This window comes from Actinoplanes awajinensis subsp. mycoplanecinus (genome assembly GCF_001509495.1).
Lineage (GTDB): Bacteria > Actinomycetota > Actinomycetes > Mycobacteriales > Micromonosporaceae > Actinoplanes > Actinoplanes palleronii.
In genome coordinates this window covers 101660-118414 of the sequence record NZ_LLZH01000002.1, presented here as the reverse complement: position 1 = coordinate 118414, position 16755 = coordinate 101660, and the positions used below count along the sequence as shown (strand labels likewise).

General features: G+C 71.5%; 12 protein-coding genes. 7 read left to right on the top strand and 5 right to left on the bottom strand.

Annotated elements, in window-relative coordinates; genetic code table 11:
- Nucleotides 1-580: 580 nt before the first annotated feature.
- On the bottom strand, nt 581-2734 hold the full coding sequence (locus tag ADL15_RS01675; RefSeq protein WP_067684416.1) for a bifunctional SulP family inorganic anion transporter/carbonic anhydrase: 2154 nt from the start codon (nt 2732-2734) through the stop codon (nt 581-583).
- A 163-nt stretch (nt 2735-2897) separates the two neighbouring features.
- Complete coding sequence (locus ADL15_RS01670) at nt 2898-3968, bottom strand: NAD-dependent epimerase/dehydratase family protein (protein ID WP_067684414.1); 1071 nt, start codon at nt 3966-3968, stop codon at nt 2898-2900.
- A gap of 229 nt (nt 3969-4197) precedes the next feature.
- Between ADL15_RS01670 and ADL15_RS01665 the strand changes: the two genes are divergently transcribed.
- Genes ADL15_RS01665 through ADL15_RS01655 form a run of 3 tightly spaced genes read left to right on the top strand, consistent with a single transcriptional unit; the run spans nt 4198 to nt 10318 of the window.
- On the top strand, nt 4198-6762 hold the full coding sequence (locus tag ADL15_RS01665; protein ID WP_067684411.1) for a carboxylate--amine ligase/circularly permuted type 2 ATP-grasp protein: 2565 nt from the start codon (nt 4198-4200) through the stop codon (nt 6760-6762).
- Nucleotides 6762-8534 (top strand): N-acetylglutaminylglutamine amidotransferase, encoded by a 1773-nt coding sequence (locus tag ADL15_RS01660; RefSeq protein ID WP_067684409.1) that lies wholly within the window; start codon nt 6762-6764, stop codon nt 8532-8534. The genes ADL15_RS01665 and ADL15_RS01660 overlap by 1 nt, the downstream gene beginning before the upstream one ends.
- A 38-nt stretch (nt 8535-8572) precedes the next feature.
- Entirely contained in the window at nt 8573-10318 is a 1746-nt protein-coding gene (locus ADL15_RS01655) for a S9 family peptidase (RefSeq protein ID WP_067684489.1), read from the top strand.
- A gap of 75 nt (nt 10319-10393) precedes the next feature.
- Here ADL15_RS01655 and ADL15_RS01650 read toward each other — a convergent pair whose 3' ends face one another.
- On the bottom strand, nt 10394-11149 hold the full coding sequence (locus ADL15_RS01650) for a Clp protease N-terminal domain-containing protein (RefSeq protein ID WP_067684407.1): 756 nt from the start codon (nt 11147-11149) through the stop codon (nt 10394-10396).
- Between the two features lie 143 nt (nt 11150-11292).
- Here ADL15_RS01650 and ADL15_RS01645 point away from each other — a divergent pair, with 143 nt between their 5' ends.
- Genes ADL15_RS01645 through ADL15_RS01630 form a run of 4 tightly spaced genes read left to right on the top strand, consistent with a single transcriptional unit; the run spans nt 11293 to nt 14805 of the window.
- Nucleotides 11293-12639 carry an MFS transporter gene (locus ADL15_RS01645; RefSeq protein WP_067684405.1) on the top strand — a complete coding sequence of 449 codons (1347 nt, stop codon included), beginning with the start codon at nt 11293-11295 and terminating at the stop codon, nt 12637-12639.
- 10 nt (nt 12640-12649) lie between these two features.
- Nucleotides 12650-13366 (top strand): hypothetical protein, encoded by a 717-nt coding sequence (locus ADL15_RS01640; RefSeq protein ID WP_067684403.1) that lies wholly within the window; start codon nt 12650-12652, stop codon nt 13364-13366.
- Nucleotides 13367-13381: 15 nt separating this feature from the next.
- Nucleotides 13382-13885: a mycothiol transferase gene (locus tag ADL15_RS01635; RefSeq protein ID WP_067684401.1), complete on the top strand. Its 504-nt coding sequence runs from the start codon at nt 13382-13384 to the stop codon at nt 13883-13885.
- Nucleotides 13886-13938: 53 nt separating this feature from the next.
- Nucleotides 13939-14805 carry a class I SAM-dependent methyltransferase gene (locus tag ADL15_RS01630; protein ID WP_067684399.1) on the top strand — a complete coding sequence of 289 codons (867 nt, stop codon included), beginning with the start codon at nt 13939-13941 and terminating at the stop codon, nt 14803-14805.
- A gap of 71 nt (nt 14806-14876) precedes the next feature.
- On the opposite strand, the gene ADL15_RS01625 is transcribed toward ADL15_RS01630, so the two are convergent.
- Together ADL15_RS01625 and ADL15_RS01620 are read right to left on the bottom strand one after the other, a co-directional pair.
- Complete coding sequence (locus ADL15_RS01625; protein WP_067684397.1) at nt 14877-15284, bottom strand: SRPBCC family protein; 408 nt, start codon at nt 15282-15284, stop codon at nt 14877-14879.
- Between the two features lie 2 nt (nt 15285-15286).
- Nucleotides 15287-16753: an ATP-binding protein gene (locus tag ADL15_RS01620; protein WP_067684395.1), complete on the bottom strand. Its 1467-nt coding sequence runs from the start codon at nt 16751-16753 to the stop codon at nt 15287-15289.
- Nucleotides 16754-16755: the final 2 nt, after the last annotated feature.

Sequence of the window (16755 nt, the reverse complement as noted above, 5' to 3'; positions counted from 1 at the left end):
GCTGACGATCGACGGCTGGCGCTCACGGCCCTTGAAGCGCCCCGATAACGGCCGCCAGGACCAGCTGAACGCGCCCGACTGGTGCTGACGGCCCTCAAACAGCCCGATAACGGCCGCCAGAACCAGCTGAACGCGCACGGCTGGCGCTCACGGCCCTCAAAACGGCCCGATAACGGCCGCTAGGACCAGCTCGGCGTGGCCGGCTGGTCACAACGGTGCCGACGCCACCGGGAGCGCTCGCTGGGCTGCCTGGGGCGCGGGGCGTCCTGGCTGAGGACGTACCGGAAAGGGCGTGCTGCCGGCGATGACCTGGGGGGGGGAGCAGCGGCCGGGACCGGACGCGAGCATCCGGGCCCGAGGCGGGCAGGGAGTGGCGTGGCGGACCGTGACCGGTGGCGGCCCCGCCTGGCTGGCCACCCCGGCCATCCGGCAACCGCGAGCATGCAGCGGGTCCGGCTCCGGCTGGTGCCGGCGGCTGCCTCGAGGCCGTCGAGGCAGCCGTGACCGCCAGCCGGGACCGGGACCGGGCGTGGAAGCGGGGCCGGAGCCTGGTGGCTTCGGCCCCGCGGGGTGGGGTGGGTCAGGCGGCGGGTGTGTGGAGTGGGCGGTGGGTGCCGAGGACCGGGTCGACCTGGTGCATCAGGGCTTCGGCGATGTCGAAGTACATGCCGGTGATGCGCAGCCGGCCGGCGGCCTCGGCGGCCTGCACCACCGGGTAGGTGCGCAGGTTGGCGAGTTGCTGCAGCACGTTGTCGGTGCAGCAGCGCTGCTCGTCGTCGACGTCGGTGAAGTGGACGCCGGAGAGGCCGAGCCAGTCGCCGAGGGCCGAGCCGGGCGGGGCCGCCCCGGACATCAGGGCGCGGACCGCCCCGCAGCCGGAGTGGCCGCAGACCGTGATGGTGGTGACGCCGAGCACGTCGACGGCGTACTCGATGGCGGCGCCGACCGAGGTGTCACCGGCGGCCGGGCGCGAACGGTGATCCGGCGCCGGTCGGTGCGGCGGGACCAGGTTGCCGACGTTGCGGACGCAGAACAGGTCACCCGGCCCGCTCGCGGTGATCAGGTTGGGCACCACGCGGGAGTCCGCGCACGTGATGAAGAGCTGTTCCGGGCTCTGCCCCTCGCGGGCCAGGGTGGCCAGGTGCGGCCGGACCATCGGGGCGACGCTGCGTTCGAACTCGGCGATGCCGGCCGCCATCGCGTCCCGGCGCTGGTGGTTGAGGCCCTGCCAGCGCGACCACGAGCCGATCAGCCGCGGCGTGCTCTTGTTGCTGCCGAGCCGGCCCGAGGTGGCCTGGTGGAACCAGGAGTCGTGCACCTCGCGGATCCGGACCGTGCCGCCGCCTTTCTCGTACGTCTCCGCCCAGTTCTTGATCGTCTCGAAGGCGCCGTGGTCGAGGTAGTCCAGGTGCAGCTCGACCTCGACCTCCTGGCCGGGCGGGATCGCGCCGAACTCCCGGGTGAGGCGGGCCGACTCGATGAACGCGCAGGTGCCGGCGATGTTCACCGACCACTGCCCGGGCGCCTGTTCGACGGTCTGGATCTCACAGCGGGTGAGCCGCCAGAGGATCATCGCGGCGGCCGTGACCATGCCGAGCGCGACCCCGGTGAGCAGGTCGACGGCGACCACCCCGATCGCGGTGACCAGGTAGGTGGGCAGTTCCCGGTGCCGGGCGTAGGTGCGGATCTGGCCCAGGTCGATCAGCCGGAGACCGACCACGATCAGTACGGCGGCCAGCACCGCCATCGGGATCCGTTCCAGCAGCCCGGCGCAGAGCAGCACGAACGCCGCCACCCACACGCCGTGCATGATCGCCGAGGCGCGGGTCCGCGCGCCGGCGGCCACGTTCGTCGAGCTGCGGACGATCACGCCGGTCACCGGCAGGCCGCCGAGCAGGCCGGAGACGGTGTTCGCGGCGCCCTGGCCGATCAGCTCCTTGTTGAGCCGGGCGCGCGGGCCGTCGTGCATCCGGTCCACCGCGACCGCGGAGAGCAGCGATTCGACGCTGGCGACGAGCGCGATGGTGAGCACCGCGACGGTGATCTGGCGCAGCGGCGCGTCCGGCCAGACCGGGGTGATCAGCTCGGCGAGCGGCTCCTCGGGAAGTTTGACCCGGGTCACGTCGGCGCCGGTGACGTGCGCCAGCACTGTCACTCCGACGACCGCGACCAGGGCGGCGGGCAGCAGCGAGACCTTGACGAAACGGGGCCAGAGGATCAGGACCGCGATGGTGAGCAGGCCGAGCGCCGCGGACAGGCTGTGGTGCTCGACGATCTGGGCGGGCAGGTCGCGCAGGTTCGCCCAGGCCGAGCTCTGCGGCGCGCCGCCGAGCAGCACGTGCACCTGGCTGAGCGCGATGACCAGCCCGATGCCGGCCAGCATGCCGTGCACGACGGCGGGTGAGAGGGCGAGGGCGGCGCGGCCCAGGCGGGACACGCCGAGCAGGATCTGGACGATCCCGGCGAGGGCCACGACCGCGGCGGTGCCGGCGAAGCCGAAATCGGCCACCGCTCCCGCCACGATCACGGTCAGGCCCGCGGCCGGGCCGCTGACCTGGAGTGGGGCGCCACCTAGGGCGCCCGCGACGATGCCGCCGACAACAGCGGCGACCAATCCCGCGAGAAGCGGGGCCCCGGACGCCGCGGCGATGCCGAGCGACAGCGGGATGGCGATCAGGAACACGACGATGGACGCCGGCAAGTCCCGGCGCAGGAACTGCGTCAAGTCGGACATTGCGTAAAAATACCTAGAAATGGTTACGGCATCTTTACGACGCTCGTACGCCCAGGCAAAACACAGCTATGTGCCCGCGAATTCCCAGCTACCGGGAGAAAAGCCGCACAACAGGTCCGCCAAACTAAACAAAAGACCTTTTTGTGTACGGAACGGCAGGCGACTACGCCTTCCAGACGTCCTGGTTCGCCTCGTACATCTCGCGGAGGATGGCCGGCACGTCGTAGGTCAGCTTCCAGTCCGGGAAGTGCTCCTCGAACCGGCCGGTGCCGCTGATCCACCACTGGTGGTCGCCCATCCGGTTCTCGTCGACGTATTCGGTGCGCGCCTCGCGGCCGGTGATCTCCTCGGCGATCTTGAAGGCCTCGATGTGGCTGCAGTTCGAGAACCGGCCGCCGCCCATGTTGTAGATCTCGGCGACCCGCGGGGCGCGGAAGAACGCCTCGAACGCGGAGACCAGGTCGTGCGAGTGGATCGCGTCGCGGACCATCTTGCCCTTGTAGCCGTAGATCTTGTAGAGCCGGCCCTCCATCACGCAGCGCATCACGTACGCCAGAAAGCCGTGCAGCTCCGCCGCCGAGTGACCCGGCCCGGTGAGCGTGCCACCGCGGAACACCGAGGTCGGCATGTCGAAGTACCGGCCGTACTCCTGGACCATGACGTCGGCGGCCACCTTGCTCGCGCCGAAGACCGAGTGCATGCTGCTGTCGATCGACATGGTCTCGTCGATGCCGCCGTACCACTTGTGGTCCTCGGGCAGCTCCCAGCGGGTCTCCTGCTCGACCAGCGGCAGCGAGTTCGGCGTGTCGCCGTACACCTTGTTGGTCGAGGTGAAGATGAACGGCGCCTCGATCGCGTGCCGGCGGGTCGCCTCCAGCATGTTGATCGTGCCGACCGCGTTCACGTCGAAGTCGGTGAACGGCTCGCGGGCCGCCCAGTCGTGGCTCGGCTGCGCGGCGGCGTGGATCACCAGGCCGATGTTCTTGCCGAGCTTCGCGAAGAGCTGGTCCAGGCCCTCGCGGTCCCGGATGTCCAGCGAGTGGTGCGTGTAGCGGTCGCCGATCTCCTTGGTGAGCCGCTCCAGGTTCCACTTGGTGGAGCCGTCGGCGCCGAAGAAGTAGCCGCGCATGTCGTTGTCGACACCGACCACGTCCATGCCGAGGCCGGCGAAGTGGCGAACCGACTCCGAACCGATCAGACCGGCCGAGCCGGTGATGACGACGACGCTGCCCATCAGGACCTCCGCGGGGATGTGGTGCCGACGCCCGAGGTTACCGGTAGCGACGAAGGCCCGGCCGCGCCGGTCGGTGTGTCGCGATCATCATGCTTGGCGCGAGCGCGAAACGGGCACGTCACAGATCTGCCACATCCGATGGGAAAGCTCCGGCGATACGAACGCTATGCCGGACTTGATAGCAGAGGCGGTCGCAATGACGGAGTCCCTTCCGGCTTTGGATCCCCCCATGCCCGCCACGAATGCGCTCACCCTCGGTGCCGAGGAGGAGCTGCACGTCGTCGATCTGGCCACCCGGGAACTGGTGCCCAGGGCCCCGGAGGTGCTCGACCAGCTCGACCCGAAGCACTTCTCGGCCGAGCTGCACCGCTCGGTCGTGGAGACGAACACCCCGGTCAGCACGACCCTGGACGGTCTGCGCGAGGGCATCGTGGAACGCCGGCGGGCCGCCCTGGCGGTCGCCGAGTCGCTCGGGCTGGGCCTGGTCGCGGCCGGCACGGTGCCGCTCGTCGACCTGGACACCCTGCCGGTCACCCCGACCACCCGGTACCGCCGGATGCTCAGCGAGTACCAGATGCTCGTACGTGAGCAGCTGATCTGCGGCGCCCAGGTGCACGTCGGGGTGCCGGACCGGGACGAGGCGGTGTCGGTGGCCCAGCGGGTCGTCCCGGCGCTGCCGGTGCTGCTGGCGCTCTCGGCCAGCTCGCCGTTCTGGATGGGCGAGGACTCCGGTTATGCCAGTGCCCGTTCGCTCGTCTGGACGCGCTGGCCGACGGCCGGCGACAGCGGCGAGCTGCACTCCGCCGAGGAGTTCGACATGCTGGTCAACGACCTGATCGCGTCCGGCGCGATCAGCGACCCGAAGATGGTCTACTTCGACGTCCGGCCGTCCGCGCACGTGCCCACGGTCGAGCTGCGGGTCACCGACGCCTGCCCGGACGTGGACACCGTGGTGCTGCTGGCCGGCCTGTTCCGGGCGCTGGTCCGGCGGGCCCAGGAGGACTACCGGGCCGGCAAGCCGCTGCCTCCCTCGCGGCCCCCGTTGCACCGGGCCGCGATGTGGCGGGCGGCGCGCTCCGGCCTGGAGGGCGACCTGCTCGACCTGCCCCGCTCCCCGGTCGCGGTTCCGGCCGCCACCGCGGTCGAGCACCTGGTCGGCGAGCTGCGCCCGCACCTGGAGGCGCTCGGTGACTGGGAGCAGGTCTTCGACCTGTCCGCGCGGGCGCTGAGCCGGGGCAGTTCGGCCGCCCGGCAGCGCCGCGCGTTGCAGCGCCGCGGCCGGATCGCCGACGTGGTGGATCTGCTGGTCTCGGAGACGCGGGGCGGGGCCGCGGCTCCGGTTCCGGGTGGGACCGGGGCACCGGCGAGGCTCGTTCCGTACGCGGTGGTCGGCGACGAGGCGTTCCCCGAGGACGCGGTCACCGACGAGTACGCGGACATGGTGCCGGTGCTCACCGCGCTCGGCGCCACCGGCCTGCGGCACCGGGAGGACGCCCGGGACGAGGAGCAGCGCGCCAACGGCGTCACGTTCAGCGTGGCCGGCGAGGCGGCCACCCGGCTCTTCCCTTTCGACCTGGTCCCCAGGGTCGTGCCGGCGACCGGCTGGACGGCGTTGCAGTCCGGGCTGACCCAGCGGGTCCGCGCCCTGAACGCGTTCCTCGCCGACGTCTACGACGGGCGGCAGATCGTCGCCGACGGGATCATCCCGGAGTGGGTCATCGACGGCTCGCCCGAGCTGCGGGCCAGCGGCGCGCTGGTCGCCGGGCAGGGCACCCGTGCCCAGGTGGCCGGCGTGGACCTGGTCCGCGACGAGGACGGCAAGTGGTGCGTGCTGGAGGACAACCTGCGGGTGCCGTCCGGCATCGCGTACGCCATGCAGAACCGCCGGCTGACCGAGAGCATCCTGCCCGAGCTGCCCCGGCCGCGGAACCTGATCCCGGTCGAGGACACCCCGCGGCTGCTCAAACAGGCGCTGCTGGCCTCGGCCAAGCCGTCCGCCGGCGACAACCCCTCGCTCGTGGTGCTGAGCCAGGGCCCGGACGACTCGGCCTGGTTCGAGCACCGGATGCTGGCCGAGGCGATGGGTGTGCCGGTGGTGCGCAGCACCGAGCTGTTCGTCGAGGACGGCCGGGTGCGGCGGCTGCGCGACGGCAAGCGCTACCCGGTGGACGTGATCTACCTGCGGATGGGCGAGGACAGCCTGGTGCACTCGCCGGGCGCGGACGGGATGCCGCTGGGCCCGAGCCTGGTCTCGGCACTGCACGCGGAGACGGTCACGCTGGCCAACGCGCTGGGCAACGGGATCGGCGACGACAAGGCCGTCTACGCGTACGTGCCCAAAATGATCGAGTACTACCTGAGTGAGAAGCCGCTGCTGGCGGACGTGCCGACGTACCTGTGCGGGGTGCCGGACCAGCGGGCCGAGGTGCTGTCCCGGCTCGACGAGCTGGTCAGCAAGCCGGTCGACGGGTACGGCGGTGACCGGATCGTGATCGGGCCGCACGCGACCGCCGACGAGCTGGACGCGCTGCGGCGGCAGATCCGTACCGCCCCGCACCGGTGGGTGGCGCAGGACCTGGTCCGGCTCTCCACCCACCCGGTCTTCGACGGTCACCAGCTGGCGCCCCGGCACGTGGACCTGCGCGCGTTCGTCTTCACCGGCGGCGACGGGAGCAAGCCCGTGGTGGCGCCGGCCGCGCTGACCCGGGTGGCCCCGGCCGGCTCCATGATCGTCAACTCGTCGCGCGGCGGCGGCTCGAAGGACACCTGGCTACTCGCAGAGGGAGGCAAGTGATGTGTGGCATCGCCGGTGAGATCAGATATGGCGAACGGCAGGCGGACGCCGAGGCGGTCCGGCGGATGCTGCCCTGCATGCAGTCGCGCGGGCCGGACGGCGACGGGGTCTGGGAGCACGGACGGATCGTTCTCGGTCACCGGCGCCTGAAGATCATCGACCTGAGCGAGAACGGCGCGCAGCCGATGACCGACGACGAGCTGCGGCTCACCGTGGTCTTCAACGGCTGCATCTACAACTACCAGGAGCTGCGCACCGAGCTGCAGGGGTACGGCTACCGCTTCTTCTCCACCTCGGACACCGAGGTGATCCTCAAGGCGTACCACCGGTGGGGCGCCGACTGCGTCACGCACTTCCTCGGGATGTTCGCGTTCGCGGTGGCCGAGCACGACAGCGGGACGGTCACGCTGGCCCGGGACCGGCTCGGGATCAAGCCGATGTACCTGGCCGAGACGCCGGGGCGGTTGCGCTTCGCGTCGACGCTGCCGGCGCTGCTGGCCGCCGGCGGGGTGGACACCACCGTGGACAAGGTGGCGTTGCAGCACTACATGACGTTCCACTCGGTCGTCCCGGCGCCGCGGACCATGCTCGCCGGGGTCCGGAAGCTGCCGCCGGCCACGGTACGGGTGGTCACCGCGGATGGGACCGTGTCCGAGCGGGTCTATTGGGAGGCCGGCTTCGATCGTACGAAATCGATGTCCTCCGACGAGTGGGCCGCAGCCGTGCGGGACAAGCTCAACCTCGCGGTGAAGCGGCGGATGGTCGCCGACGTGCCGGTCGGGGTGCTGCTCTCCGGCGGGCTCGACTCGAGTCTCATCGTGGCGCTGCTGGCCGAGCAGGGGCAGCACGGGCTCACCACGTTCAGCATCGGGTTCGAGTCGGGCGGTGGCGAGGCCGGCGACGAGTTCGCCTATTCGGACCTGATCGCCAAGCAGTTCGGCACCGAGCACCACCAGATCAAAATCGGGCACGACCGGTTCCTGCCGGCGGTGGACCGGACCGTGGCGGCGATGAGCGAGCCGATGGTCAGCCACGACTGCATCGCCTTCCACCTGCTCAGCGAGGACGTGGCAAAGCAGGTCAAGGTCGTACAATCGGGGCAGGGCGCGGATGAGATCTTCGCCGGTTACAGCTGGTACCCACCCCTCGCCGGCATCCCCCGGGAGCAGGCCGCCGAGGCGTACGCGAAGGAGTTCTTCGACAGGCCGTTCGCGGCCCTGACGAAGCAGCTCAGCCCGGCCTGGATGCTCGAGGAGGACACCGCGGCGGCCTTCGTCGCGGCGAGTTTCGCCCGGCCCGGCGCGACCACCGCGGTGGACGCGGCACTACGGCTCGACTCGCAGGTGATGCTGGTCGACGACCCGGTCAAACGGGTCGACAACATGACTATGGCGTGGGGGCTGGAAGCACGCGTACCCTTCCTCGATCACGAGTTGGTGGAACTCGCCGCGGCCTGCCCGCCCGAGCTGAAACTGGCCTCGGACGGCAAGGGTGTGCTCAAGGACGCGGCGCGCGGGCTCGTGCCGGACGAGGTGATCGACCGCACCAAGGGCTACTTCCCGGTTCCGGGGATCCGGCACCTGGAGGGGACGATGCTGGCGAAGGTGCGTGACGCTCTCCACGCGCCGGAGGCTCGCGCCCGCGGGCTGTTCCGGCCGGAGTACGTCGACGCGCTGCTCGCCGACCCGAACACTCCGCGCACCACGCTCGGGGCGAACCAGTTGTGGCAGCTCGCGCTGCTGGAGATGTGGTTACAGCACAACAAGATCTAGGGGGACTCGCGTTGGAAGGTCAGCTCCACCGCATCGACGTGACCGTTCTGCCGACCGGCTTCTTCCGCCCAGCCGGGCTCGCCTCGGAGATCGCCGGTAACTGGTCACCGGCGTTGTCCCCGGACGGGCGGCACGCGGCGTACGTCTCCGACCGCAGCGGCACCCCCGCCGTCTGGGTGCAACCGGTCGGCAGCGAACTGACCTTCCAGATAGCGTTCCCGGAACCGGTGACCGAGGTGGCGTGGTCGTCCGGCGGTGGCTGGCTGGCCTGCCAGATCGCACCGGGCGGCGCGCCCCGGCACGAGGTGTGGCTGGTCCGGCCGGACGGGTCGGACCCGCACCAGGTGGCCGGGTTCGGCGAGGACACCGCGGAGAACATGCGGTGGCTGCCCGGACGGCCGGTGCTCGCCCTGACCGAGAACCTGACCAGCACGGTCCTGGTCGACGTGGTGGCCGGGACCCGCGACGTGATCGCGAAGGGCGACCTGGTGTCGCTCTGCGACGTCGACCCGGCCGGGCGGTTCGCGCTGCTGCGGTACGGCCCGCGGGGCTCCCGCCGGATCGTGCTGCGGGATCTCGCCACCACCTTCGACGAGGTGATCACGCCGGGTGAGGTGGCGGTGTTCAGCCCCGGCGGCGGATGCGTCTACGCGCGCAGCGAGGACGGCGAGTTCCCGGCGCTGGTCCGGATCGCCGGCGGCACCACCGAGGTGCTCGCGTCCGGCCCGGCCGAGGTCGAGTCGTTCGCGGTGACCGCGGACGGGCGCACCGCCGCACTGCTGTGGAACGTCCGCGGCGGCGAATCCCTGCTGGAACTGCTCGACCTGGACCACGACGGCCACGGGCAGAAGCAGTCGGTGCCGCTGCCCGGCGCGGTCGTCACCGGGTTGTGCTGGAGCTTCGACGGCTCGACCCTGGCGTTCACCGCCGAGGGACCGGGCCAGCCGCACGGGGTCTGGGCCTGCGACCGGGACGGCGCGAACCTGCGGACGATCTCGGCCGAGCCGGCCGCCGTCGACGCGGTGCACCCGACGCTGGCGACGTTCCCGGCGCACGACGGGCGCACGCTGACCGGGTGGCTGTTCACCCCGGCCGGCACCGGGCCGCACCCGACGGTGATCTGGCTGCACGGCGGGCCGGAGGCGCAGGAGCGTCCGGGGCACGGGCCGCTGTTCCAGTCGCTGGTCCGGCGCGGGATCGCGGTGCTGGCACCCAACGTACGGGGGTCGTCCGGGTTCGGGCGCGACTTCGTGAACGCCGACAACATCGGGCTGCGGTACGGCGCGATCGAGGACGTCCGGTCCTGCGTGACGTACCTGCGGGAGGCCGGGATCGCCAACCGGGTCGGCGTGATGGGCCGCTCGTACGGCGGGTACCTGACGCTGGCGGCGCTGTGTGCGTACCCGGAGCTGTTCGACGTCGGCATCGACGTCTGCGGGATGTCGAACTTCGCGACGTTCTACGAGCACACCGAGCCGTGGATCGCGTCCGCCGCGATCAGCAAGTACGGCGACCCGGGCGCGGACGCCGACCTGCTGCGCGACCTGTCGCCGATCCACCGGATCGACCGGCTGCGGGCGCCGCTGATGGTGGTGCACGGCGAGAACGACAGCAACGTGCCGGTGATCGAGGCGGAGCAGGTGGTGGCGGCGCTGGCCGCTCGCGGGATGCCGCACCGCTATCTGCTGTTCCCGGGCGAGGGGCACGAGCTGCTGCACCGCTCGTCCCGAGCCGCCTACCTCCGCGAGACCATCGACTGGCTCACCACCCACCTGCAGCCCTGACCCCGCGTTGTGTGTGAAGTTCGGGCGCGCTCCGCACCCGAACTTCACACACAACAGGTCACACCCCGCGGCTGGTCACTGGTCGGCGGGGAGGCGCTGCTCCAGGCGCTCGATGCGGGCGAGCAGCGGCTGCAGCGCGCTCGCCAGCAACGCCGCCGGGTCAGGGGCCGCGGCGGACGTGGCGCGCAGTTGCGCATAGCCCGACGCGGCCGCGGTGTTCGCCCGCAGGTGGACATATCCGGCCAGGGCCGAGGCCACCGCCCGGCGGGTCAGCCGCGGCTCGGCGCCGGCCGCGCGCAGCACCTGGCCGGCTGTCCCGTCCGGCTCCGCGACCAGGCCGAGCAGCAGGTGCTCGCAGCCCACGTAGTTGTGTCCCATCCCGACCGCCTCGGTCACCGCCAGCTCCAGCGCGCCGGCCGCCGGCGTGCTGAAGTGCACGCCCGGACCGGGGCCGGCCACCTCGGCGAGCTCCTGCCGGTCCAGGTCGCGCTGCAGCGCCGGCGGTTCGATCTCGATGGCCCGGAGCACGCTCAGGGACAGGTTGGCGCCCTCCTGGATCATCGCGCCGAGCAGGTGGCCGGTGCCGACCGCGGCCGCGCCGCCGGCTCGTTCGACGGCCAACCCCAGCACGGTACGAGCGCGGCCGGTCAGCAGCGGGAAGCGCTCCTCGAGGTCGGCGCTGGACAGCTCGGTCAGGGACGTCTCCCGGATCGCGGTGACCCGGCGCACCGCCTGCTCGAGGGCTCGCTGGCAGATCGCGGAGACCGGGAGGCCGGTCTCCTTGACCGCCTCGGCCAGCTCGTCCGGCAGATACACGTTGATCTTCGGCATCGCGCACACCTCCACAGCAATTGGGGTTACAACGATATACCCCCACAGGGGTTATGCGCAGCACCGGCAGTGAGCAGACGCACGTTGCAACCCGGCGACCTGCGGAGAAGGCTGGAAAAGAATCCACGAGTGGAAGGCCCCACATGTCCCTGCGACCCGGAGCCCGGGCCTGGGCGGTGTGGGCCGCCGGCCTCGCCGCGTACACCGTCGCCGTCCTGCACCGCACCTCACTGGGCGTCGCCGGGCTGGACGCGCAGCAGCGATTCGACGTCAGCGCCGGCACCCTGGCGAGCTTCGCGGTGCTGCAGCTGCTCGTCTACGCCGGCCTGCAGATCCCGGTCGGGCTGCTGCTCGACCGATTCGGATCACTGCGGTTGGTGGTCTGCGGCGGGCTGGTGATGGCCGCCGGGCAGACCCTGATGGCGTTCTCCGACGGGATCACCGGTGCCGTGTTCGCCCGGGTGCTGGTCGGTGCCGGCGACGCGATGACCTTCATCAGCGTGCTGCGGCTGGTCCCGCGCTGGTTCCCGCCCCGGCGCGTGCCGGTGCTGACCCAGATGACCGGGTTGGTGGGGCAACTGGGCCAGATCGTCTCCGCCGTACCCCTGGCCGCTCTTCTTGCCGGGCCTGGCTGGACCACCGCCTTCCTCGGCGCCGCCGGCACCGGATTCTTCGTCTCGCTGGTGGCCTTCGCCGCGCTGCGGGACACCCCGGAGCGGCGCTTCAGCAGTGGCACCGCGGTCAACCTGCGGCAGCTCGGCACCGACCTGGGCGACGCCTGGCGGCACCCGGGCACCCGGCTCGGGCTGTGGACGCACTTCACCACCCAGTTCACCGGCACGGTGTTCGCCCTGATGTGGGGCATCCCGTTCCTGATCGCCGGCGAGGGGCTGACCCGCGGCGAGGCCGGATCGCTGCTGACCATCTTCGTGATCACCGGGATGGCCGCCGGGCCGGTGCTCGGCACCCTGGTGCAGCGCTACCCGCTGCGCCGGTCGCTGCTGGTGCTCGGCATCGTCGCGATCAACCTGGGCGCGTGGGCGCTGGTCCTGCTCTGGCCGGGACGGGCCCCGCTGCCGGTGCTGGTCCTGCTCGTGGTCGCGCTCGGCTCGGGCGGGCCGGGCTCGATGATCGGTTTCGACTACGCCCGCAGCTTCAACCCGCCGCACCGGCTCGGCACCGCGACCGGCGTCGTGAACGTCGGCGGTTTCGTCGCCTCGCTGGTGACCATCGAGCTGATCGGCCTGATCCTGGACGCCCGGACGGGTGGCAGTGCCGACTATCACATCGCCGATTTCCGGATCGCGATGTCGGTGCAGTTCGTGGTCGCCGCAGTCGGCCTGGCGGGCATTCTGCGCAATCGGCGGCTGGCCCGACGCCTGCTCGAGGAGGAGGAAGGCATCGTCATCCGGCCCTTGCGGGTGGTGCTGGCCGAGCGGCGGAGTTTAGCCGCCAGCCGTGCGGTAAAGGCTGAGGGCTGGCACGACTGAAAGGGGGCACATGACTGAGCACGCGCACCACCGGGTCTGGTCCGGTATCGACATCCCGAAGACCATCGCCGGCACTCTGGCCGCGGTCTCCGCGGCAGTGGTCGGTTCGTTCCTCGGCGTGGCCGGCACACTGATCGGCGCGGCCGTGGCCAGTCTGATCAGCTCGGTGGGCACCGAGATCTACCACCGGTATCTGGAACGGGGCACGAAGAAACTGCAGACCGCGTTCGTGACCGCGCCGGCCGCCGTCGGGACACCCGAGGTGGCCGCGGCGCCGCAGCCGCCGTCCGACGAGCCGGCACCGGCCCGGCAGATCCGCTGGAAGCGGATCTCGCTGGTGGCCGCGTCGCTCTTCGTGCTCGCGATGGGCACGCTCACCGCGGCCGAGCTGCTGGCCGGACGGTCCGCGGCGGACGCCACCGGCGGCAAGTCCGGCGGCGCGCCGACCGTGTTCAACTGGACCGGCAACGACTCGTCGAGCGACTCGGACACCGACAAGCCGGTTCCGGCGTCGTCCACGACACCGGCCGGAGCCGACCCGAGCGCGGAGCCGGCCACCGAGCCGAGCTCGCAGCCGGACCAGGGCACCGCCACCACCGCGCCGGCCGACCCCGGTACGGCCACCACCGAACCGGCCGCGGAGCCGACCACGGAGGCGCCGGCCGAGCCGGAGCCGACCACCGGGGCCGACACCGATCAGGGCACCGCGGAACTGCCGGAGCAATAGGAAGGGGATCGAGGAATGGACGCGAAGGGTCTTCTCGAGGACGCGTACGGCCGCCTGCCCGACCTGGTCGGCACGGCGATCCGCGGCCTCACCCCGGAGCAGCTCCGCTGGGCGCCGCAGCCCGGCGCCAACTCGATCGGCTGGCTGGTCTGGCACCTCACCCGGGTGCAGGACAGCCACCTCGCCGAGGTGCTCGGCGCCGAGCAGGTCTACGTCGACGGCGGGTGGGCGGCCCGGTTCGGCCGCAAGCCCGACCCGTCCGACACCGGGTATGCCCACACGGCCGCCGACGTGGCCGCCGTCGTCCCGGAGAGCTCTGAGGCGCTGACCGATTATTACCAGGCCGTGCACGAGCGCACGATGGTCTACCTGGGTGGTCTCACCGACGCCGACCTGGACCGGGTCGTCGACCGGAGATGGGATCCGCCGGTCACCCTCGGCACCCGGCTGATCAGCGTGTACGACGACGACGCCCAGCACGCCGGCCAGGCCGCGTACGTCCGGGGTCTGCTCCCCTGACCGCATGACACCTGTCAGCGGCTGATCGACGTCGATGGGGCTAGCGTCGGGGCATGGTGGAATACCGAGCCAGCCAGACCGCGGTCCTGGTCGCTCAGGGACGGGCCGCCGCACACGAGCGGCTCGCCCCGGGACGGTTCACCGATCCGACCGCGCGGGCGCTGCTGCGTGACGACGAGCTGACCACCGTCGATCTGGTCCGCCGGGATCAACCACCCGCGGACTGGACCGGCCGGGTCACGTACGAGATGGTGCGGCGCTGCGCCGAGATGATGGTGCCGCGGACCGTGGCGATCGACGCGGCGATGCGGGAACGGCGTACCCCTCAGGTTGTCATTCTCGGAGCGGGCCTGGACGGACGCGCCTGGCGGATGCCGGAGCTGGCCGCCGCGGACGTCTACGAGGTCGATCAGCCCGCCTCCCAGCAGGACAAACGGGAGCGCTCGGGCATCCTCGACGGCAAGCCGCCGGTGTTCGTGCCGGTGGACTTCGGGCAGGACCGGCTCGGTGACGCGCTCGCCGCGGCCGGTCACCACGCCGCCGCGACCACGACCTGGGTGTGGGAGGGCGTGGTGCCGTACCTGACACCGGAGCAGGTGGACACCACGGTGCGGGCGGTCGCCGCGCTCTCCCCGCCCGGCAGCCGCCTGATCATCAGCTATCAGGCCCGGTCGGCGCGGGCGCGGGTCGGCCGGCTGGTGGCGCACTCGATGGCGAGGGTCACCGGGCACGTCAGTCCGTGGGCCGCCGAGCCGTGGCGGTCGGCGTGGACCCCGGCGGGGCTGGCCGGGCTGCTGGAGCGGCACGGTTTCACCGTGCTCCGCGACGACAACCTGCTCGACCTGGCCGCCGGTCTGCTGGCGGCGACCCCGCGCACCGTCTCGTTCCGCTCCGGCCGGATCGCGGTCGCCGACATCTGACCGACCCCGGGCTGGTTGTCAGGGGTGTCTCTGGGCTGCGGAGGCACCCCTGACAACCAGCCGGAAAGCCGTCAGACCGCGCTTTCCAGGACCGCTTTCATCTCCAGGATGCCGCGTTCCACGCGGGCCCGGACCGCGGGCGCGAGGGCGTGCGGGAGGACGTCGGTGGTCCAGACGACTTTGGTACGACCATCTGCCGCCTCCACCACCTGAAACGCGGCCTGGTGATACGTCAGCGGCATGGCCTGGCCCTCGACCACCGAGTAGGCCATCCGCCGCAGCTCGTGGTCGATCGCGATGATCAGCTCGCGGATCCGCGCGCCGTTCGGCATGGTCAGGATCCGGAAATCGCCGTCGAGCTCGGCGGCTGCCACCCGGCCGGGCAGCAGCCGCTCGTGCACCGCGCCCACGTCGGCGATCGCCGCCCAGGCACGCGCGGCGGGCACGTCGACGAACGCTTCGACAGCAACCGTGGCCACGTCTACGCCGAGGCCGGCTCGCTCAGCGGCAACCGGACCAGGAACCTGGTGTCCCCCGGCGCTGACTGCAGCGACAGGTCACCACCGTGCCCGTTCACCACGATCCGGTACGAGATGTCCAGCCCCAGCCCGGTCCCCTCGCCCACCGGCTTGGTGGTGAAGAACGGCTCGAACACCCGCTTCTTGATCTCGTCCGGCACCCCCGGCCCGGAGTCGCCGACCGAGACCACGACCCGCTCGTCCTCCTGGTACGTCCGGATGGTCAGCGTGCCCGCCCCGGACATCGCCTGCACCGCGTTGTCGATCAGGTTCGTCCACACCTGGTTCAGCTCGGCCGGGTGGACCGGGATCTGCGGCAGCGTCCGGTCGTAGTCCTTGACCACCCGGATCCCGTCGCCGATCTTGTGCGCGAGCATCACCAGGGTGCTGTCCAGCCCGGTGTGCACGTCGATCCACTGGTGCGCCGAGCGGTCCACGTGCGAGTACTGCTTCGCCGCGTTGACCAGCGACGACACCCGGCCGGTGGCGTCCTCGATGTCGCTCATCAGCTGCTCGGTCTCCAGCGCGTACCCGATCCAGTGGATCGCCTGGTCGAGCAGCTCCGGCGAGGCCAGCCGGTCCTGGATCTCGGTGAGGCAGTCGACGTCGATGCCACCCTGCGCGAAGACCGGCGCGACGTCCCAGCCACCGGTGACCCCGTGCTCGTCCATCCAGTCGCCGAGCTCGTCCTCCCGGTCGGCGGTCTGCATCGCGGTCAGCGACGGCGCCTTGGCGGCCCGCTCGATGACCTCCTCCTGCAGCTCGAGCAGCTGCATCAGCCGGTCCGGGGCGACCTTGCCGGCGGCCAGCTTGCCGAGCTTCATCCGCATCCCGGCGACCCGCTGGCGCAGCGCGCCGGTGGCCCGGGAGGCGGCCGCGGCCGGGTTGTTCAGCTCGTGCATCAGCCCGGCGGAGAGCGCGCCGAGGGCCTGCAGCCGCTGCCGTTCCCCGATCACCGCCTGCGAGCTGCGCATCCCCAGGGTCAGGCCCTCAAGCAGGTGGATCGCCATCGGGAACCACTCGCGCATCAGCCATCCGAAGTCGGCGGCGGAGAGCGTGAAGAACTCGCTGTCGGAGAGCGCCCGCATCGACGCCATGTAGCGCTGCGGCACGCCGTCGTCGCGCAGGTAGGCGGTGGTCGCGCCCATGTAGACGCCGCGCTGCTCGGTGCGGACCGTCTGGACGTCGTCCTGACCGACCCGGCGGGTCAGCGCGACGGTGCCGGTGAGCAGCACGAAGAACTGCTCGGCCGGGTCGCCCTCGCGCAGCACCAGGCCGCCGCCGGCCACCCGCTGGGTGCAGCCGTGCTCGGCGATCCAAGTCAGCTGCTCGTCGGTGAGTTTCTCGAAGAGGAACAGCGACCGCAGGTCCTCGGCGGTGAGCCGGCCGGGCTCACAGGGTTCCAGCGTGATCGCTTCGGGTTCGGTCATGG